We start from the raw sequence: 15,472 nt of genomic DNA, 5'->3' as shown, positions 1-15,472 counted from the left end.
GCATCGGACGTGGTAGAGATGCCTGATGAGAGGCTTCCGGAGATCGATTCTGGTGTCATTGCTCGGTGGCGCGGTGCTCCTCGCGCCCGCCGCCTGCTCCGACCCGTCGGGCACGGCGGTGAGCGAGCCGTCGACCGCGTCCGACGCGGGTCCGTCCACGACCGACCCGGCGACCGGTCCGGCGACACCCGCGGGGGTGCCCTACACGGAGTCCGAACTGCAGGTCACCGGTTCCACCGGACGCGTCCGCTACGACGTGCTCATCCCGCAGATCGAGGGCGGCGACCCGGCGGTCACCGCCGAGTTCAACGAATCGATGCGCGCCGCGCTCCAGGACCAGATCGACGGCTGGGGCACCGACGCGTTCACACTGAGCAGCCAGGAACACAGCGTGGCGCACATCGGTGAGCACGTGATCAGCGGGCTGCTCGTGACGTCCTGGAACGCCGATCCGCCCGGGGCGCATCCCACGCCGATCGTCGCGACGGTGGTGGTGAATGCCGACACGTCCGCACCGATCACGCTCGGCGACCTCTTCCCCGACCTGCCTGCCGGGCTGCAGGCGCTGTCGGACAGTTCCGAGCGCCTCCTCCCCGAGACGGTCGCCGGACCGGACTTCGAGCGATCGGGCATCGAGCCGACCGAGGCGAACTTCGCCAACTGGCTGGCCACCCCGGCGGGCATGGAGATCCACTTCAACGACTACCAGGTGGGACCGCACGCCATCGGGCTCGTCACCGTCACCGTGCCGTGGGACGACCTCGCGGACGTGATCGACCCCGAACTGGCTCCCGTCGTATCGAGTTAGCCGCCGCCCGACCGCTCACCGGGAACGAACCTGTAGCTGCCCGGGTGCTCCGACCTACCGTCCCAGACAGGCCTTGCTGCCGAAATGTGTCTGTCGAATGGGAGAGGAGCGCGCCCGTGAGTGCACGCACCGAAGTTGATGCTCGGGCGAATCGGATCGGCGACGTGGACGCGGTCGTCGTCGGCGCGGGATTCGCGGGTCTGTACGCCGTCCACAAACTGCGGAGCCTGGGTCTGACGGTCCAGGGTGTCGAGGCCGCGGACGGCGTCGGCGGAACGTGGTTCTGGAACCGCTACCCCGGCGCCCGGTGCGACGTGGAAAGCGTCGACTACTCGTACTCGTTCTCGCGGGAACTCGAGCAGGAGTGGGACTGGAGCGAGAAGTACGCCACCCAGCCCGAGATCCTGGCGTACATCGATCACGTCGCGGACCGGTTCGACCTCCGCGACCGTTTCCTGTTCGGCACCCGCGTGACGTCCGCGGAACTGGACGAGGACACGCTGCGGTGGGAGGTGCGCACCGACCGCGGCGACGTCCTGACCGCCCGGTACTGCGTCTTCGCGACCGGTGCCTTGTCCACCGCGAACATGCCGAACATCCCGGGACGCGAATCCTTCACCGGCGATACGCATCACACCGGCCACTGGCCGCACGAGGGGGTCGACTTCACCGGCCGCCGGGTCGGGATCATCGGCACCGGTTCCTCGGGCATCCAGTCGATTCCCGTCATCGCCGAGCAGGCGGATCACCTGTACGTGTTCCAGCGCAGCGCCAATTACAGCGTCCCCGCGGGCAACGAGATGTGGGACGACGAGATGCGGCGCGCGATCAAGGCGGGATACGACGAGCGCAGGCGGCTGTCGCGGGAGAGCGGCGGCGGGTCGCCGTACAACGCGCACCCGAAGTCGGCGCTGGAGGTGTCCGAGGAGGAACGCCGCGACGCCTACGAGACGCGATGGAAACTCGGCGGGGTGCTGTTCGCGAAAACCTTTCCGGACCAGACGAAGACCGAGGCCGCGAACGCGACCGCGCGGGAGTTCGCGGAGAACAAGATCCGCCGCCTCGTCGACGACCCCGCGGTCGCGGACAAGCTGATCCCGAACGATCACCCCATCGGGACCAAGCGGATCGTCACCGACACCCACTATTTCGAAACGTACAACCGGCCGAACGTCACCCTGGTGGATCTCAAGGCGGCGCCGATCGAGTCGATCACCCCGTCGGGGATCACCACCGCCGACGCCGACTACGGCCTCGACACGCTGGTGTTCGCCACCGGATTCGACGCCATGACCGGAGCCCTCGACCGCATGCGGATCGTCGGCCGGGACGGCGTGTCCCTCGCCGAGTACTGGAGTGAGGGACCGAAAACCTATCTCGGTCTGGGTGTTCCGGGATTTCCGAACCTGTTCGTCGTGACGGGGCCGGGCAGCCCGTCGGTGCTGGCGAACATGGTGCTCGGCGCCGAGCAGCACGTCGACTGGATCGCGGACTGCATCGAGCACCTGTGGGAGAAGGACTACGACGCGGTCGAGGCGTCGGTCCCGGCCACCGAGCAGTGGGTGGAGCACTGCCGCGAGCTTGCCGCGCAGACCCTGTTCCCGCTGGCGAACTCCTGGTACATGGGCGCCAACATTCCGGGCAAACCCCGCGTGTTCATGCCGTACATCGGGGGCTTCGGCGCGTATGGGCGGATCTGCGCGGACGTCGCGGAGGAGGGGTTCCGCGGGTTCGAGTTCAGCCGGTCCCGGACGCGGCTGGCAGACCCGGTGGGGTAGTTGCCCAGATATTGGTCAGCCGCGCAGGCAATTACCTGCGCGGCTGACCAATTGGTGGGAAAAAGGAGCAGTTCAGTCGGGCAGCGCGTACGTGGCCCAGGCCCGGGCGAGCACGTCGCCGTCGAGCGTGCAGGTGACGGTGACGTCGGTCATGCGCACGCCGTCCTGGACGTACGTCTGCTGCAGCGAAGACGTGAATTCGGCCCCGGACGGCACGGCCCGCCGGATGCGGGTGCGGAACCTGCGGAGCGTCCCGGGAAACTGCTCGGCGCAGTGGCGCTCGAGCAGTTCTGCCGACCGGTCGTCCTGTGTCGAGGCGCCGGTGAAGCTGTTCGTCCAGAATTCGAAGACCAACTGCTCGTCGCGGTTGTGGAAGCGGACCAGCAGGTCGTGGTCGCCCACCCTGCGGACCTGTGCCGTCAGCGCGTCGTCCGGCGTCCGGCGCGGTCGCAGGAGGAGGAAGTCCTGCTCGACGGCCGCCCCCGGCTGGGGTGCGACGATCACCCCGCTCGGGACGGCGTCGGCGCACAGCCGGCGAATCTCTGCTGTGTGCGGCTGCGAAGAGATGAGTGCGGCCATCGGTCCTCCCAATTTCCGGGTATGTGATCCGCACGGTAGTCGCCGCGGCGGGGAAACGGGGGGTGTGGGTCCCTGTGATCGGGACGCGGAAGTTCTGCCGCGATGCGTGGATACGAAAGCCTCTCGCTGAGTGGGAGAGTCGGGTACCGGAACGGACCGCGTGCGCCGACTATGAGCTACACCACACCCCGAGGGTGTTCTTGACGTACAGCGAGGCGGAGGTAGACATGGCGCGCAACAGTGCCGTTGACGGCGACGAAGTCCGGATGATCGAAGTGGGATCGGCACCAACGCGTTTCGCGCGCGGGTGGCATTGCCTGGGTCTGGCGAAGACCTTCAGGGACGGCGCCCCGCATCAGATCGATGCGTTCGGCACGTCGCTGGTGGTGTTCGAGACGTCGGACGGCACCCTGAGCGTGCTCGACGCCTACTGCCGCCACATGGGTGGCAACCTGGCGCACGGCACCGTGAAGGGCGACTCCATCGCCTGCCCGTTCCACGACTGGCGCTGGGGCGGCAACGGCAAGTGCACGGGAATCCCGTATGCGCGGCGCGTCCCGCCGCTGGCGCGGACCCGGGCCTGGACGACCATCGAGCGCAACGGCCAGCTCTACGTCTGGAACGACCCGCAGGGCAACCCGCCGCCCGCCGACGTGACGATTCCCGAGATCGAGGGATTCGGTTCTTCGGAATGGACCGACTGGACCTGGAATTCGCTGCTCGTCGAGGGTTCGCACTGCCGCGAGATCGTCGACAACGTGGTCGACATGGCGCACTTCTACTACGTCCACTTCTCGTTCCCGCGCTACTTCAAGAACGTGTTCGAGGGGCACGTGGCCACCCAGTACATGCAGTCGACGCCCCGCCACGACATCTCGGTGGGCACCAGCTACGACGACCCCAATTCGACGCTGCGCTCGGACGCGTCGTACTTCGGCCCGTCCTACATGATCGACAAGCTGTGGAGCGAGGCGAACGGCATGATGATCGAGACGGTGCTGATCAACTGCCACTACCCGGTCAGCGCCGATTCATTCGTCCTGCAGTGGGGCGCCATGGTGAAGAAGCCCGAGGGGCTGTCGGACGAGGTGGCGAACGGTATGGCGGCCCAGTTCGCGGAGGGCGTGGAGCTCGGGTTCAAGCAGGACGTCGACATCTGGCTGAACAAGTCGCGCATCGACAACCCGCTGCTGTCGGAGGAGGACGGGCCGGTGTACCAGCTGCGCCGCTGGTACCAGCAGTTCTACGTCGACGTCGAGGACATCACCGAAGACATGACGAAGCGCTTCGAATTCGAGATCGACACCACCAGGGCGGTGCAGAGCTGGGAGGCGGAGGTTGCCGACAACCTCGCCAACGGCGTCGTGCCGCTCGACACCAACGCCTGAGCCCGCTCGCAAAAGAAGGACACGACAGATGACCCACGAGGTTCTCGACAACATCATGGCGATCGCGGATCAGCTCCGCGATCAGGCGCCGGAGGCCGAGCGGATCGGCAGGCTGCCAGACGACACGGCGAAGAAACTCCGCGAGGCCGGACCGATCAAGCTGCTTCAGCCCGGCAAGTACGGCGGCCACGAGGCTCACCCGCGCGAGTTCGCGGAGACGGTGATGGCCGCGGCCTCCCTCGATCCGGCAACGGGATGGGTGTGCGGCATCGTCGGAGTGCACCCCTGGCAGCTGGCATTCGCCGACCCGAAGGTGCAGGACGAGGTGTGGGCGGCCGACAACGACACCTGGATGGCCTCGCCGTACGCGCCGACCGGGATCGCGACCCCAGTCGACGGCGGCTACCTCTTCAGCGGCCGCTGGCAGTTCTCCTCGGGCACCGATCACTGCGACTGGATCTTCCTCGGCGCCATGCTCGGCGACAAGGACGGCGCCATGGCGCTGCCGCCGAAGATGCTGCACATGATCCTGCCGCGCAGCGACTATGAGATCGTCGAGGACTCGTGGAACGTCGTCGGGCTCAAGGGCACCGGGTCCAAGGACATCATCGTCCGGAACGCCTTCGTCCCCGACTACCGGGTGATGGACGCCGACGAGGTCATGAACGGCACCGCGGTGCAGAAGTTCGGGCGCACCGAGACGCTGTACAACATGCCGTGGTCGACGATGTTCCCGCTCGGAATCTCCTCCGCCGTGGTGGGAATCGCCGAGGGCGCCCTGGCCGCCCACCTCGACTACCAGCGCGACCGCGTCGGCGCGCAGGGCACCGCGATCAAGGACGACCCGTACGTGCTGTTCGCCGTCGGCGAGGCGGCGGCCGACATCAACGCCGCCCGCCAGGAACTGCTCGCCAACGTCGACAGGATCTGGGATCTCGTCGAGTCGGGCAGGGAGGTCACGTTCGAGGACCGCGCCGCCGGACGCCGGACCCAGGTGCGGGCCGCGTGGCGGGCGGTCACCGCCGTCGACCAGATCTTCGCCCGCTCCGGCGGCAACGCGCTGCGCATGGACAAGCCCCTGCAGCGGTACTGGCGGGACGCGCACGCCGGCCTCGCGCACGCGATCCACGTGCCGAGCACCGTGTACCACGCATCGGCGCTCAGCTCGCTCGGCCTCGACCCGGCCGACAACCTCAAGTCGATGATCTGACCGCCGTCGCCATCTCGAAAACAGCAGAAGGACAACACATGACAGACATCAAGGGCCTGGGCTACGTCAAGATCCAGACCAACGACCTGGAGCGCTGGCGCACGTTCGCGTTCGACGTCCTCGGATTCGCCGAGGGTTCGGGACCGGACGAGGACGCCCTCTACCTCCGCATGGACGAGCGCGCTGCCCGCATCGTGATCGTGCCGGGCGAGTCGGACGAGGTGGTCACCATCGGGTGGGAGGTCCGTGACCATGCGGGCCTGGTCCGCGTCCAGGAGGCCGTCGAGGGCGCGGGCATCGCCGTCAAGCCGCTGTCGGTGGAAGAGGCCGACGCGCGCCGCGTCGAGGAGGTCGTCACGTTCCAGGACCCGACGGGCGCGACGATCGAGATCTTCCACGGCGCCGTCCTCGACCACAGCCCGGTGGTCACCCCGTTCGGCGCGAAGTTCGTGACCGGGGCGCAGGGCCTCGGCCACGTGGTGCTGCCGGTGATGGATTTCAGCGGGGCGTTCGACTTCTACACCGAGGTGCTCGGGTTCCTGCCCCGCGGCGCGTTCCGCATCCCGGCGCCGCCGGAGTTCGGGCCGATGCGGGTGCGCTTCATGGGCGTCAACGAGCGGCACCACAGCCTGGCCCTCTGCCCCGCACCGCACGGCGGCGCGCCGGGACTGGTGCACATCATGGTGGAGGTCGACACGCTCGACGCCGTCGGGCAGGCCCTCGACCGCGTCGTCAAGGACGGGTTCTCCGTCTCCTCGACGCTCGGCCGCCACACCAACGACAAGATGGTGTCGTTCTACGTGCGTGCCCCCGGCGGCTGGGACATCGAGTTCGGCACCGACGGCATGAAGGTGGACGAGACGTACTACTCCGCAGAGGAGATCACCGCCGACAGCTACTGGGGCCACGACTGGTCGGGGAGTGAGCCGCTGGCGGCGATGTAAGGGGTGTCCGGGCCCGGTGTGCGTATCCACTCGATGCGTGCACCGGGCCTTTCGGCTGTTCGGGGCCGTTCCGCCACCCACTATTGCAAATAGGTATATGCCTATTTATAGTAAGTGTCGCCAGTCACACAACGCGGCGCCGCACCGAGCAGCGCCGCTACGGAGGTCCCCATGACGACGACACTCAGCCCCACACCCACCGCCGGCCTCGATCGCGCCGCCCTTCTCCTCGACGCCTTCGACGGCCCGGGCAGGCTCACGCTCGCGCAGATCGTGCGCCGCACGGGGCTCCCGCGATCCTCCGCGCACCGAATGCTCGAGCGTCTCGTCCAGCTGCGGTGGCTCCGCCGGGAGGGCCGGGACTACGAACTCGGCATGCGGCTGTTCGAACTCGGGTCCCTCGCCGTGCACCAGGACCGCCTGCACCGGGCCGCGCTGCCCTTCCTGCACGAACTGCACCGCCTCACCGGGCACGCCGTGCACCTCGCGGTGCTGGAGGGGATCGACGTCGTCTACCTGGAGAAGATCGCCGGACGGTTCGGCGTCGGGCTGCCGTCCCGCGTCGGCGGCCGCCAGCCCGCGCACTGCACGAGCGTCGGCAAGGTGCTGCTGGCCCATTCGCCCGAGTCGGTGGTCGACCGTGTCGTCGAGGCCGGTCTGCCCCGCAGCACACGATTCAGCATCGACTCACCGGCCGCGTTCCGCGCCGAGTTGCAGAAGACCCGCGAACGCGGGGCGGCCTACGACCGCGAAGAGGATCTCGTGGGCGTCAGCTGCGTTGCGGTGCCCGTTGGCACCGAGGACAACGTGGTGGCGGCCATCTCCGTGTGCGGTCCGAGCAGCCAGATCAAGCTCGATCACCGTCTGACCGCACCGATTCGCATGTCCGCCAAGGGCGCCTGGCGCAACTACATGTCGACCGCGACACCGGGCGCCGGACGCGCCGACCGATACTCCGCCTGAGGCGGGACGAAGGAGCACGAATGCCGCTCGACGAGCAGGCCGAGACCATCCTGCGGGGACTGAACGAGAACTTTCCCCGGGTGGAAACCATGACGGGCGCCCAGGCGCGGGCGGCGACGAAGGCGGGACGTAAGGCCGTCGCCGACCCCGAACCGGTCGGTGAGGTGCGCGACCGGGAGATCCCCGGCGGTGCCGGATCGATTGCGGTACGGATCTATTCGCCCGCGGGGAACTCCGCGGGACCCCTTCCCGTCGTCGTCTTCTTCCACGGCGGCGGGTTCGTGATCTGCGACCTCGACAGTCACGACGGCTTCTGCCGCGCCATGTGCAACGGGATCGGCGCCGTCGTCGTCTCCGTCGACTACCGCCTGGCCCCGGAATCGCAATGGCCCGCCGCGGCGGACGACGCCTACGCTGCGACGCGCTGGGTCGCGCAGCACGCCCACGAGTTCGGCGCCGATCCGGACCGTCTGCTCGTCGCCGGCGACAGCAGCGGCGGCAACCTCGCGGCCGTCGCCGCGCTGATGGCCCGAGACCGGCAGGGCCCTGCCGTCGCCGGACAGCTCCTGATCTACCCCGTCATCGAACCGGCCTTCGACACCGAGTCCTACGACGAGTTCGCGGAGGATCACTTCCTCACCCGCGCTGCGATGCAATGGTATTGGGATCAGTACCTGCCGACGCACCGCGAGGCCGTACCCGCCTACGCCGCCCCGGTCCGGGCCGAGGACCTCGGCGGGCTCCCACCCGCAATCGTGATCACCGCCGAACGCGATCCGCTGCGGTACGAGGGGGAGAAGTACGCCGCGGCGCTCGCCGACGCCGGTGTTCCGGTACAGCTCGAGCGGGTCCGGGGAGTGTTCCACGGATTCCTGACGATCGACGCGATGACCGCGGCGCAGACCGAACGCCGGGCGCTGTGGCCCCGGCTCCGGAATCTGGTGGCCGAACGCGTGCGCACCCCGTCCGACTAGTTCTCCGTCTCGGCCTCGTCGCCGGAGTCCCGCGCCGCCTTCATGGCGGCCTGGTACTCCTGCTGCGCCTCGCGGGAGCGCCGGATCGACGGTGATGCGGTGGGTTTCGGCACACCGGGATGTTCCGGCGTCCCTTCTCCGTGCATCCGCTCGACGGCCTCGTCGATGTCGGCGAGCATCTGCTTCGCGAGTTCGCTCTCGGCGGCGTAGTAGCGCTCGGACCACTTGTTGACCATGTGTGCGAATGCCCACGTGGGTTCGACATCGGAATCGCGGGCGTCGAGTGCGGCCTGCCTGCTCATCCCCTCCACATACGAGATATGCTCCTTCAGGGCATCTTTGAGCTGCTCCGGCTCGGTGAGATGGCCGAGCCACATGCGCAGCATCACGCCGTGCTTGAGGACGGGCGGATCGATCGGCGCCTCCCGCGCCCAGCTGCGCATGACGGCCATGCCCGCGTCCGTGATCTTGTACAGGCGCTTGGGTTTCACCCGCGCCTCGTCGTCCACGACTGTCCGCGACGTCACGTATCCCACGTCTTCCAGCTTCTTCAGCTCCGAGTACACCTGACTGAACGACGGGCTCCAGTAGAAGAAGCGAACGCTGTACGAGGCCCACTTCTTGAGGTCGTAGCCGGACAGTTCCTCGCCGAACGACAGGATGCCGAGCACCGGCCAGCTCGTGGATCGGAGGCCGGCGAACCCGGAGCTCTGGGTGGGGTCGGACGAAGGCATTTCCCGAGCCTATCAACCGTGCGCCGCCGGTCGGACACGTGAAACCCTGCCGCTGGGCGGGACGGGGCATTTCCCGCCTGCAGGAGCCGCGGCCAGGCTGAACGCAACCCGTCGATCCGAGGAGACACGATGACCCGAACCGAAGAACCCGTGCCGCCGGTGGCACGTCGCATTGACCCTGCCGACCTCAAGTCGGTGCTCGGGCACTTCTGCACCGGCGTCACGGTGATCACCGCACACGACGGCGAGAATCCGCACGGCTTCACATGCCAGTCGTTCGTGTCGCTGTCGCTGGACCCGCCGTACGTGTCGTTCAGCCCCGCACGGACGTCGACCAGCTGGCCGCGGCTGCGGGCGAGCGAACACGTCTGCGTCAACGTCCTCGCTCACGATCAGCGGGACGTCTGCGGCACGTTCGCGACCAGCGGCGCCGACAAGTTCGCCGGAGTCGGGTGGTCGCACGCCGGCAACGGCGCCCCGGCGCTGGACGGAGTGCTGGCCCGGGTGCAGGCTACCGTCGAATTCGAGCACGACGCCGGAGACCACACGATCGTCGTCGCACGCGTGACCGGACTGGACGTGCTCAGGGATGTGCCGCCGCTCCTGGTGTACCGCGGCGGGCTCGGCATCTTCACCGCCGCCACCTAGCTCTGTCTCCCGCGCGGCGGCGGTGCCGCTGTCTCCCGCTCCGCGGGAAGGGCTGTGGGAAAAAGCAATTGACACCGGCAGGGTGTGATCGAGACCACTTCGGAAGGTGTGCACGATGAGCGTAGACGAGCAGAACTGGGACCGGGAGGTCGATCTCCTGGTGATCGGCAGCGGTGCGGGCGGCATGACCGCCGCACTTGCCGGCGCCGAGCGGGGGCTCGACACCCTCGTCGTCGAAAAGTCCGCGGTGTACGGCGGTTCGACGGCACTGTCCGGCGGCGCCCTGTGGATCCCCAACTCGCCGATCCTCGTCCGTGAAGGCCGCGCCGACGACCCCGGCGACGTCCGGAAGTACCTGGAGTCGATCGTCGGCGACAGCGTGCCCGCCGAACGCCTCGACGCGTACATCGAGCAGGGCCCGGCGATGATGCAGTTCTTCGAACAGCACTGCCCGCATCTCCGGTTCTCCTGGTGCGAGGACTATTCCGACTACCACCCGGAGAACGTGGGCGGACGGCCGAAGGGGCGGACGGTCGAACCGCTGCCGTTCGACATGAACCAGCTCGGCGCCGACCGCGAGCTGCAGCGCCCGAACTCCCTCGCTATGCCGGGCGGGCTCTACATGACGTCCACCGAGTTCCGGCACCTCAACATGTTCTTCCGCACCTGGGCCGGACGCCGGACCGCGCTGGGCGTCGGCTGGCGTTCGGTGGTGGCGATGGTGCGGCGCAGGCGGATGGAGACCCTGGGGCAGGCCCTCGTCGGCAGGCTGCGGCTCAGCCTTCAGGAGGCCGGCGTCCCGCTGTGGCTGAACTCCCCACTGAAGGGGCTGATCACGGACGAGTCCGGGGCCGTCACGGGCGCGGTCGTCGAGTCCGGGACGCGGGAACTGCGCATCCGCGCCCGCCGCGGCGTCATGATGGCCACCGGCGGATTCGAGCAGAGCGAGGAGATGCGGAAGCGGTACCTCCGGGAGGGCGGCAAGGACAACTACAGCGCCGGCTCACCCGACAACACCGGTGACGGAATCGTGGCCGGTGAGCAGGTCGGCGCCGCCCTCGACCTGATGGACGACGCCTGGTGGATGCCGTCGTTCCGGCGCCCGGACGGAATCATGCACGTCCTGGTGTCGGAGCGGTCGATCCCGCCGTCGCTGATCGTCGACCAGAACGGCAAGCGGTTCACCAACGAGGCATCCCCGTACGTGTCGTTCGTCCACGACCAGATCGCAGGCGGTCACGACCCGGTGTGGTTCGTATTCGACTCGAAGGCGAAGAGCCGCTACCAGTTCGGCGGGGTGATGCCCGGGCAGAAGTTCCCGGCGGAATGGTTCGAGACGGGCCTGATGCTGCGTGCGGAGACCCTCGGGGAACTGGCGCAACAGATGAGCGTGCCCGCCGACGCGCTGTCCGCCGAGATCACAAGGTTCAACGGGTTCGCCCGGGCAGGTGTCGACGCCGATTTCGGTCGCGGCGACAGCGCGTACGACCGGTACTACGGCGACCCGCGACTGCCCAACCCGACCCTGGACGAGGTGGACAAGGCCCCGTACTACGCGGTGCGGATGGAGGCCGGCGACCTCGGCACCAAGGGCGGGCTTGTATGCAATGAGTACAGCCAGGTGCTGAGCGGCAGCGGCGAACCGATCCCCGGGCTGTACGCCACCGGAAACACGTCGGCGTCGGTGATGGGCAACGACTACGCGGGCGCGGGCGCGACGATCGGCCCCGCGATGGTGTTCGGCTGGGTCGGCGCACGGCACGCCGCAGCCAGTGCAGAGGCGGTGAACTGAGTGCTTCCCGTCGAATGCCGGCGCTGCGGTAACGCGGTGCTCGTGGAGAAATACAGCGAGGCGCACACGAGCGTGCAGTGGCTGGGCGACGCCGAGCAGACCTGCCCGGAGTTCGCTCTGCGTGCGCAGGAGGGGGAGCACTCGATGTTCGTCCCCACCTGCGGTGCGCTGCGCGGATCGATCGACGACGCGGTGGAGGACGGGCGGGTGGGGCTCTCCCTGCGCAGCTACCCGACCCCCGGCCGCCTGGACTAGAGGGGACAACCGATGTCACGGATGGCAGGCAAGGTCGCCTTCATCACCGGCGCCGGAAACGGCATGGGACGCAGTCACGCGGTCCGGCTCGCGGAGGAGGGCGCAGACGTTATCGCCGTCGACCTTCCGTCGGCCGCAGCCGATCTCGACGAAACCCGAAGACTGGTAGTCGAACTCGGCCGCCGGGCGGTCGTGGCCCACGCCGATGTGCGGGACCCGTCGGCGCTGCGGGCGGCCGTCGACGCCGGAGTCGCGGAACTGGGACCCCTCGACGTCGTCGTCGCGAACGCCGGCATCTGCGACAACCCCGGTCCGGCCTGGACGATCGACGACGAGATCTGGCACCGGTCGCTCGACGTCAACCTCACCGGCGTCTGGAACACGGCGACCGCCGCGGTCCCGGCGATGCGCGACGGCGGCGGTTCCGTCGTGATCGTCAGTTCGACCGCGGGCATCAAGGCGGTGGCCGGGGCCGCCCACTATTCGGCGTCCAAGACCGCGGTGGTCGGGTTGGCCCGGACCCTCGCCACCGAACTCGGACCGCAGTTCATCCGGGTCAACGTGCTGCACCCCGGTGCCGTCGGCACCCGCATGACCCTGAACCCGGAGACGATGGCACGGCTGCGACCGGACCTCGAGAACCCGACCCGTGACGACGTCGTCCCCGTCCTCGCGGCCAACCACGTCCTGCCCGTTCCATGGCTGGACTCGCGGGACGTCAGCAACGCGCTGCTGTTCCTCGCCTCGGACGAATCGCGATACATCACCGGCACACAACTCGTGGTCGACGCCGGACTGACCCAGAAGGTGTAGAGATGACAGGTCGAGTGAACGGAAGAGTCGTCCTGGTCACCGGTGCCGCACGCGGGATCGGCCGGGCGCAGGCACTGCGATTCGCACAGGAGGGCGCGGACGTCGTGGCCGTCGACCTGTGCGGGCCGGTCGGCACGGTGGTGACGCCACCGGCGAGCCCGGAGGATCTCGAGGTGACCGCGAAACTGGTCCGGGACACGGGCCGCCGGATCGTGACTGCGCAGGTGGACGTGCGTGACGGAACGGCGCTCGCGGATGCGGTGACGGCGGCGGCCGGGGAACTGGGCGGGCTGGACTTCGTGTGCGCCACGGCGGGCATCACGTCCTCGGGCGCCGCGCTGGAGCTCGACTCCGAGACGTGGCAGACGATGCTCGACGTCAATCTGACGGGGGTGTGGCAGACGTGCAAGGCGGCGGCCCCGCACCTGATCGAGCGCGGCGGCGGGGCGATGGTCCTGACGAGCTCCATCGCCGGCCTGCGCGGTCTCGTCGGCGTCGCCCATTACACCGCGGCCAAGCACGGGGTGGTGGGCCTGATGCGGTCGCTGGCCAAGGAACTCGCGCCGCACCGGGTGCGGGTCAACAGCGTGCATCCCACCAACGTCGACACGGACATGATCCAGAACGACATGGTGCGGCGGGCGTTCCGGCCCGACCTCGAGCACCCCACCCGGGAGGAGTTCGCGGCGGCCGCGGTGACGATGAACATGCTGCCGATTCCGTGGATCGAGCCGGTCGACGTGGCCAACGCCGCGCTGTTCCTGGCCTCGGACGAGGCGCGGTACATCACGGCGGTCGCCCTGCCGGTCGACGCGGGCAGCGTCAGCAGATGATTGTCGCGGGCAGCGTCAGCCGGTAACACTCAGTCGCGACGCCGGCCGAACCGGCGACCGGGATCGTCACCGACGAGGCTTTCGCCACGGCCGCCGGAACGGAGAACTCACATTCTTGTGGGGCGGAGCCGTGAATTCGGTCTGCACCGACGAGATGGCCTGCTGCGCCGGGCCCGACGGCGACCCGGTGCGGGGCAGGAACGTGGCCGCGACGAGCCCGACCAAGCCGACCGCCGCCAGGACGACCATGGCGAGCGCGTACGACCGCTCGGGGGTGGAGGTGATTCCGGCGACGAGGACAGTGCCGGCGATCGCGGCGCCGAGGGACGAGCCGAGATTCGACACGCTCCGTGACAGGCCGGAAATTTCGCCCTGCTGGTGCTCGCCGAAGGCCGACTGCACGATGTTGACCGACGGGGTGAGCATGACACCGAGACCCAGTCCGATCAGCAGCAGTCCCGGCGCGAACGCCCAGACGTTCGGGGTGCGACTCACCAGGGCCAGCAGCACGGTTGTCCCGCCGATCACGACGAGGAAGCCGGCGAGGATCAGGGTGCGCTGCGCGTGCCGCTTCGCGAACCGTTCGGCAGCGAGGGAGGCCGCCAGCAGACCGGCCGTTTCCGCGGTGAAGATGACGCCGGTCTCGACCGCGTCGTAGTCGCGCACGACCTGGAGGTAGGCCGCGACCACGAATGACACTCCGGTGAGCAGCAGCCACTGAGTGTTCTGGGTGACCAGGCCCAGATTGGAAGTGCGGTTGCGGAACAGCGCCGTCGACAGCATCGGTTCCGTGCCGGCGCGTTCCTTGGCCCGCACCGAGCGTAAGAACCACACCAGCACCAGGGCGCCCGCAATGATGAGGGTGATCATCAACCAGGCGTTGTTGTCCGCGGCGAGGATTCCGGTGACGATCAGGACGAGGCCGACCGCCGAGAGGATCGCCCCGCCGGTGTCGAACGGACGTGTGCGGTCCGGCGGTAGCGGATCGGTGATGTTCCGCGCCAGCACCACGATGATCGCGATGACCAGGGCCTGGAACACGAATGCCGCCCGCCAGCTGATCGCCGAGGTGATGAGGCCGCCGATCAGCGGCCCGGCGGCCGCGCCGATGCCTCCCATCGCGCTGATCGCACCGAAGGCGCGGGCTCGCGAGGTGACCTCGGTGAACAACAGCGTGGTGAGGATGTAGACGGGTGGGATCAGCAGGGCCGTGCCCACTCCTTCGAGGATCGAATTGCCGAGGATGAGAATGCCCAGGCCGGGGGCTGCTGCGCTCATCACGGCACCGACTCCGTAGATGACCAGGCCGACGGTGAAACAACGCTTCCGCCCGTACTTGTCGGTCAGCTTGCCGCCGGGGATCATCAGTGCCGCCATCACCAACAGGAAGATGGTGATCGCAACCTGCACACCTTGCACGCTGGTGTCCAGGTCTTCGCTGATGTCGTTGATCATCACGTTCATGTTGGAGCCGGCGAAGCTGCAGATGAACTGGGCCAGCGCCAGCGGGATCAGAACCCGGCGGAGAGCGGCCGAGCGGTGACCTGCCTCGTTTCGTGGAGCCATCTCGCACCTGTTCCGGGTTGGCGGCCGTGACTTCGTCTCCCGGCGCACAGCCTCATGCAGTGTGCGCCTACGCGTGAATACGCGCCGTGCTCAGGGAATCAGACGTTGAGTGATGGAGTGATGTTACCGCCGGACGAGTTGGTCGGCCAGTGAAAGCGACGCCGGCGGCCCAGCGACCGTTGTTCCC

Annotated in this window: 15 protein-coding genes; 12 read left to right on the top strand and 3 right to left on the bottom strand. The window is 68.4% G+C overall.

From position 1 onward, the window contains the following. Positions 1-25: 25 nt before the first annotated feature. Entirely contained in the window at positions 26-808 is a 783-nt protein-coding gene (locus JWS14_RS13085) for an RsiV family protein (RefSeq protein ID WP_206013435.1), read from the top strand. A 155-nt stretch (positions 809-963) separates the two neighbouring features. Beyond that, positions 964-2,586 (top strand): flavin-containing monooxygenase, encoded by a 1,623-nt coding sequence (locus JWS14_RS13080; protein WP_206016000.1) that lies wholly within the window; start codon positions 964-966, stop codon positions 2,584-2,586. Between the two features lie 72 nt (positions 2,587-2,658). Here JWS14_RS13080 and JWS14_RS13075 read toward each other — a convergent pair whose 3' ends face one another. Next, positions 2,659-3,165, bottom strand: a complete 507-nt coding sequence (locus JWS14_RS13075) for a hypothetical protein (RefSeq protein WP_206013434.1) — start codon at positions 3,163-3,165, stop codon at positions 2,659-2,661. Between the two features lie 227 nt (positions 3,166-3,392). On the opposite strand from JWS14_RS13075, the gene JWS14_RS13070 reads away from it, so the two are divergent. The 5 genes from JWS14_RS13070 (at position 3,393) to JWS14_RS13050 (ending at position 8,644) form a co-directional block, all read left to right on the top strand. Continuing rightward, the gene (locus JWS14_RS13070; RefSeq protein ID WP_072946411.1) at positions 3,393-4,553 is read left to right on the top strand and encodes a 3-ketosteroid-9-alpha-monooxygenase, oxygenase component; all 1,161 of its coding nucleotides are present in this window, start codon (positions 3,393-3,395) and stop codon (positions 4,551-4,553) included. Between the two features lie 28 nt (positions 4,554-4,581). Further along, complete coding sequence (locus JWS14_RS13065; protein WP_206013433.1) at positions 4,582-5,763, top strand: acyl-CoA dehydrogenase family protein; 1,182 nt, start codon at positions 4,582-4,584, stop codon at positions 5,761-5,763. 38 nt (positions 5,764-5,801) lie between these two features. Then, positions 5,802-6,707 carry a biphenyl-2,3-diol 1,2-dioxygenase gene (gene bphC / locus JWS14_RS13060; protein ID WP_206013432.1) on the top strand — a complete coding sequence of 302 codons (906 nt, stop codon included), beginning with the start codon at positions 5,802-5,804 and terminating at the stop codon, positions 6,705-6,707. A gap of 171 nt (positions 6,708-6,878) precedes the next feature. Further along, positions 6,879-7,670 (top strand): IclR family transcriptional regulator, encoded by a 792-nt coding sequence (locus tag JWS14_RS13055; protein WP_072946408.1) that lies wholly within the window; start codon positions 6,879-6,881, stop codon positions 7,668-7,670. 20 nt (positions 7,671-7,690) lie between these two features. Continuing rightward, positions 7,691-8,644, top strand: coding sequence for an alpha/beta hydrolase (locus JWS14_RS13050; protein ID WP_206013431.1), 954 nt, complete (start codon positions 7,691-7,693; stop codon positions 8,642-8,644). On the opposite strand, the gene JWS14_RS13045 is transcribed toward JWS14_RS13050, so the two are convergent. After that, positions 8,641-9,378: a PadR family transcriptional regulator gene (locus JWS14_RS13045; protein ID WP_072946406.1), complete on the bottom strand. Its 738-nt coding sequence runs from the start codon at positions 9,376-9,378 to the stop codon at positions 8,641-8,643. The two genes, JWS14_RS13050 and JWS14_RS13045, sit on opposite strands and share 4 nt — an antisense overlap. Before the next feature lie 129 nt (positions 9,379-9,507). Here JWS14_RS13045 and JWS14_RS13040 point away from each other — a divergent pair, with 129 nt between their 5' ends. The 5 genes from JWS14_RS13040 (at position 9,508) to JWS14_RS13020 (ending at position 13,719) form a co-directional block, all read left to right on the top strand. Next, a complete protein-coding gene (locus JWS14_RS13040; RefSeq protein WP_072946405.1) occupies positions 9,508-10,026 on the top strand; it encodes a flavin reductase family protein in 519 nt (172 codons plus the stop codon). A 115-nt stretch (positions 10,027-10,141) separates the two neighbouring features. Continuing rightward, positions 10,142-11,818 (top strand): FAD-binding protein, encoded by a 1,677-nt coding sequence (locus JWS14_RS13035; protein WP_206013430.1) that lies wholly within the window; start codon positions 10,142-10,144, stop codon positions 11,816-11,818. Then, entirely contained in the window at positions 11,819-12,073 is a 255-nt protein-coding gene (locus JWS14_RS13030; RefSeq protein WP_005251194.1) for a hypothetical protein, read from the top strand. Between the two features lie 12 nt (positions 12,074-12,085). Next, entirely contained in the window at positions 12,086-12,886 is an 801-nt protein-coding gene (locus JWS14_RS13025; RefSeq protein WP_206013429.1) for a mycofactocin-coupled SDR family oxidoreductase, read from the top strand. A gap of 2 nt (positions 12,887-12,888) precedes the next feature. After that, on the top strand, positions 12,889-13,719 hold the full coding sequence (locus tag JWS14_RS13020; RefSeq protein ID WP_095862316.1) for a mycofactocin-coupled SDR family oxidoreductase: 831 nt from the start codon (positions 12,889-12,891) through the stop codon (positions 13,717-13,719). Between the two features lie 66 nt (positions 13,720-13,785). On the opposite strand, the gene JWS14_RS13015 is transcribed toward JWS14_RS13020, so the two are convergent. After that, positions 13,786-15,285 (bottom strand): MFS transporter, encoded by a 1,500-nt coding sequence (locus JWS14_RS13015; protein ID WP_206013428.1) that lies wholly within the window; start codon positions 15,283-15,285, stop codon positions 13,786-13,788. Positions 15,286-15,472: the final 187 nt, after the last annotated feature.

It is taken from the genome of Rhodococcus koreensis (genome assembly GCF_017068375.1).
In the GTDB taxonomy this organism is placed as follows: Bacteria; Actinomycetota; Actinomycetes; order Mycobacteriales; family Mycobacteriaceae; genus Rhodococcus_F; species Rhodococcus_F koreensis.
Note: the sequence above shows the minus strand (reverse complement) of the source record. Positions and strands in the feature narration are given on the sequence as shown.

Bases quoted from the DNA above. Each gene is read 5' to 3' on its own strand.
- JWS14_RS13085 (WP_206013435.1), top strand. From the start codon at position 26: ATGAGAGGCTTCCGGAGATCGATTCTGGTGTCATTGCTCGGTGGCGCG.
- JWS14_RS13075 (WP_206013434.1), bottom strand. From the start codon at position 3,165: ATGGCCGCACTCATCTCTTCGCAGCCGCACACAGCAGAGATTCGCCGG.
- JWS14_RS13070 (WP_072946411.1), top strand. From the start codon at position 3,393: ATGGCGCGCAACAGTGCCGTTGACGGCGACGAAGTCCGGATGATCGAA.
- JWS14_RS13065 (WP_206013433.1), top strand. From the start codon at position 4,582: ATGACCCACGAGGTTCTCGACAACATCATGGCGATCGCGGATCAGCTC.
- bphC (WP_206013432.1), top strand. From the start codon at position 5,802: ATGACAGACATCAAGGGCCTGGGCTACGTCAAGATCCAGACCAACGAC.
- JWS14_RS13055 (WP_072946408.1), top strand. From the start codon at position 6,879: ATGACGACGACACTCAGCCCCACACCCACCGCCGGCCTCGATCGCGCC.
- JWS14_RS13050 (WP_206013431.1), top strand. From the start codon at position 7,691: ATGCCGCTCGACGAGCAGGCCGAGACCATCCTGCGGGGACTGAACGAG.
- JWS14_RS13045 (WP_072946406.1), bottom strand. From the start codon at position 9,378: ATGCCTTCGTCCGACCCCACCCAGAGCTCCGGGTTCGCCGGCCTCCGA.
- JWS14_RS13040 (WP_072946405.1), top strand. From the start codon at position 9,508: ATGACCCGAACCGAAGAACCCGTGCCGCCGGTGGCACGTCGCATTGAC.
- JWS14_RS13035 (WP_206013430.1), top strand. From the start codon at position 10,142: ATGAGCGTAGACGAGCAGAACTGGGACCGGGAGGTCGATCTCCTGGTG.
- JWS14_RS13025 (WP_206013429.1), top strand. From the start codon at position 12,086: ATGTCACGGATGGCAGGCAAGGTCGCCTTCATCACCGGCGCCGGAAAC.
- JWS14_RS13020 (WP_095862316.1), top strand. From the start codon at position 12,889: ATGACAGGTCGAGTGAACGGAAGAGTCGTCCTGGTCACCGGTGCCGCA.
- JWS14_RS13015 (WP_206013428.1), bottom strand. From the start codon at position 15,285: ATGGCTCCACGAAACGAGGCAGGTCACCGCTCGGCCGCTCTCCGCCGG.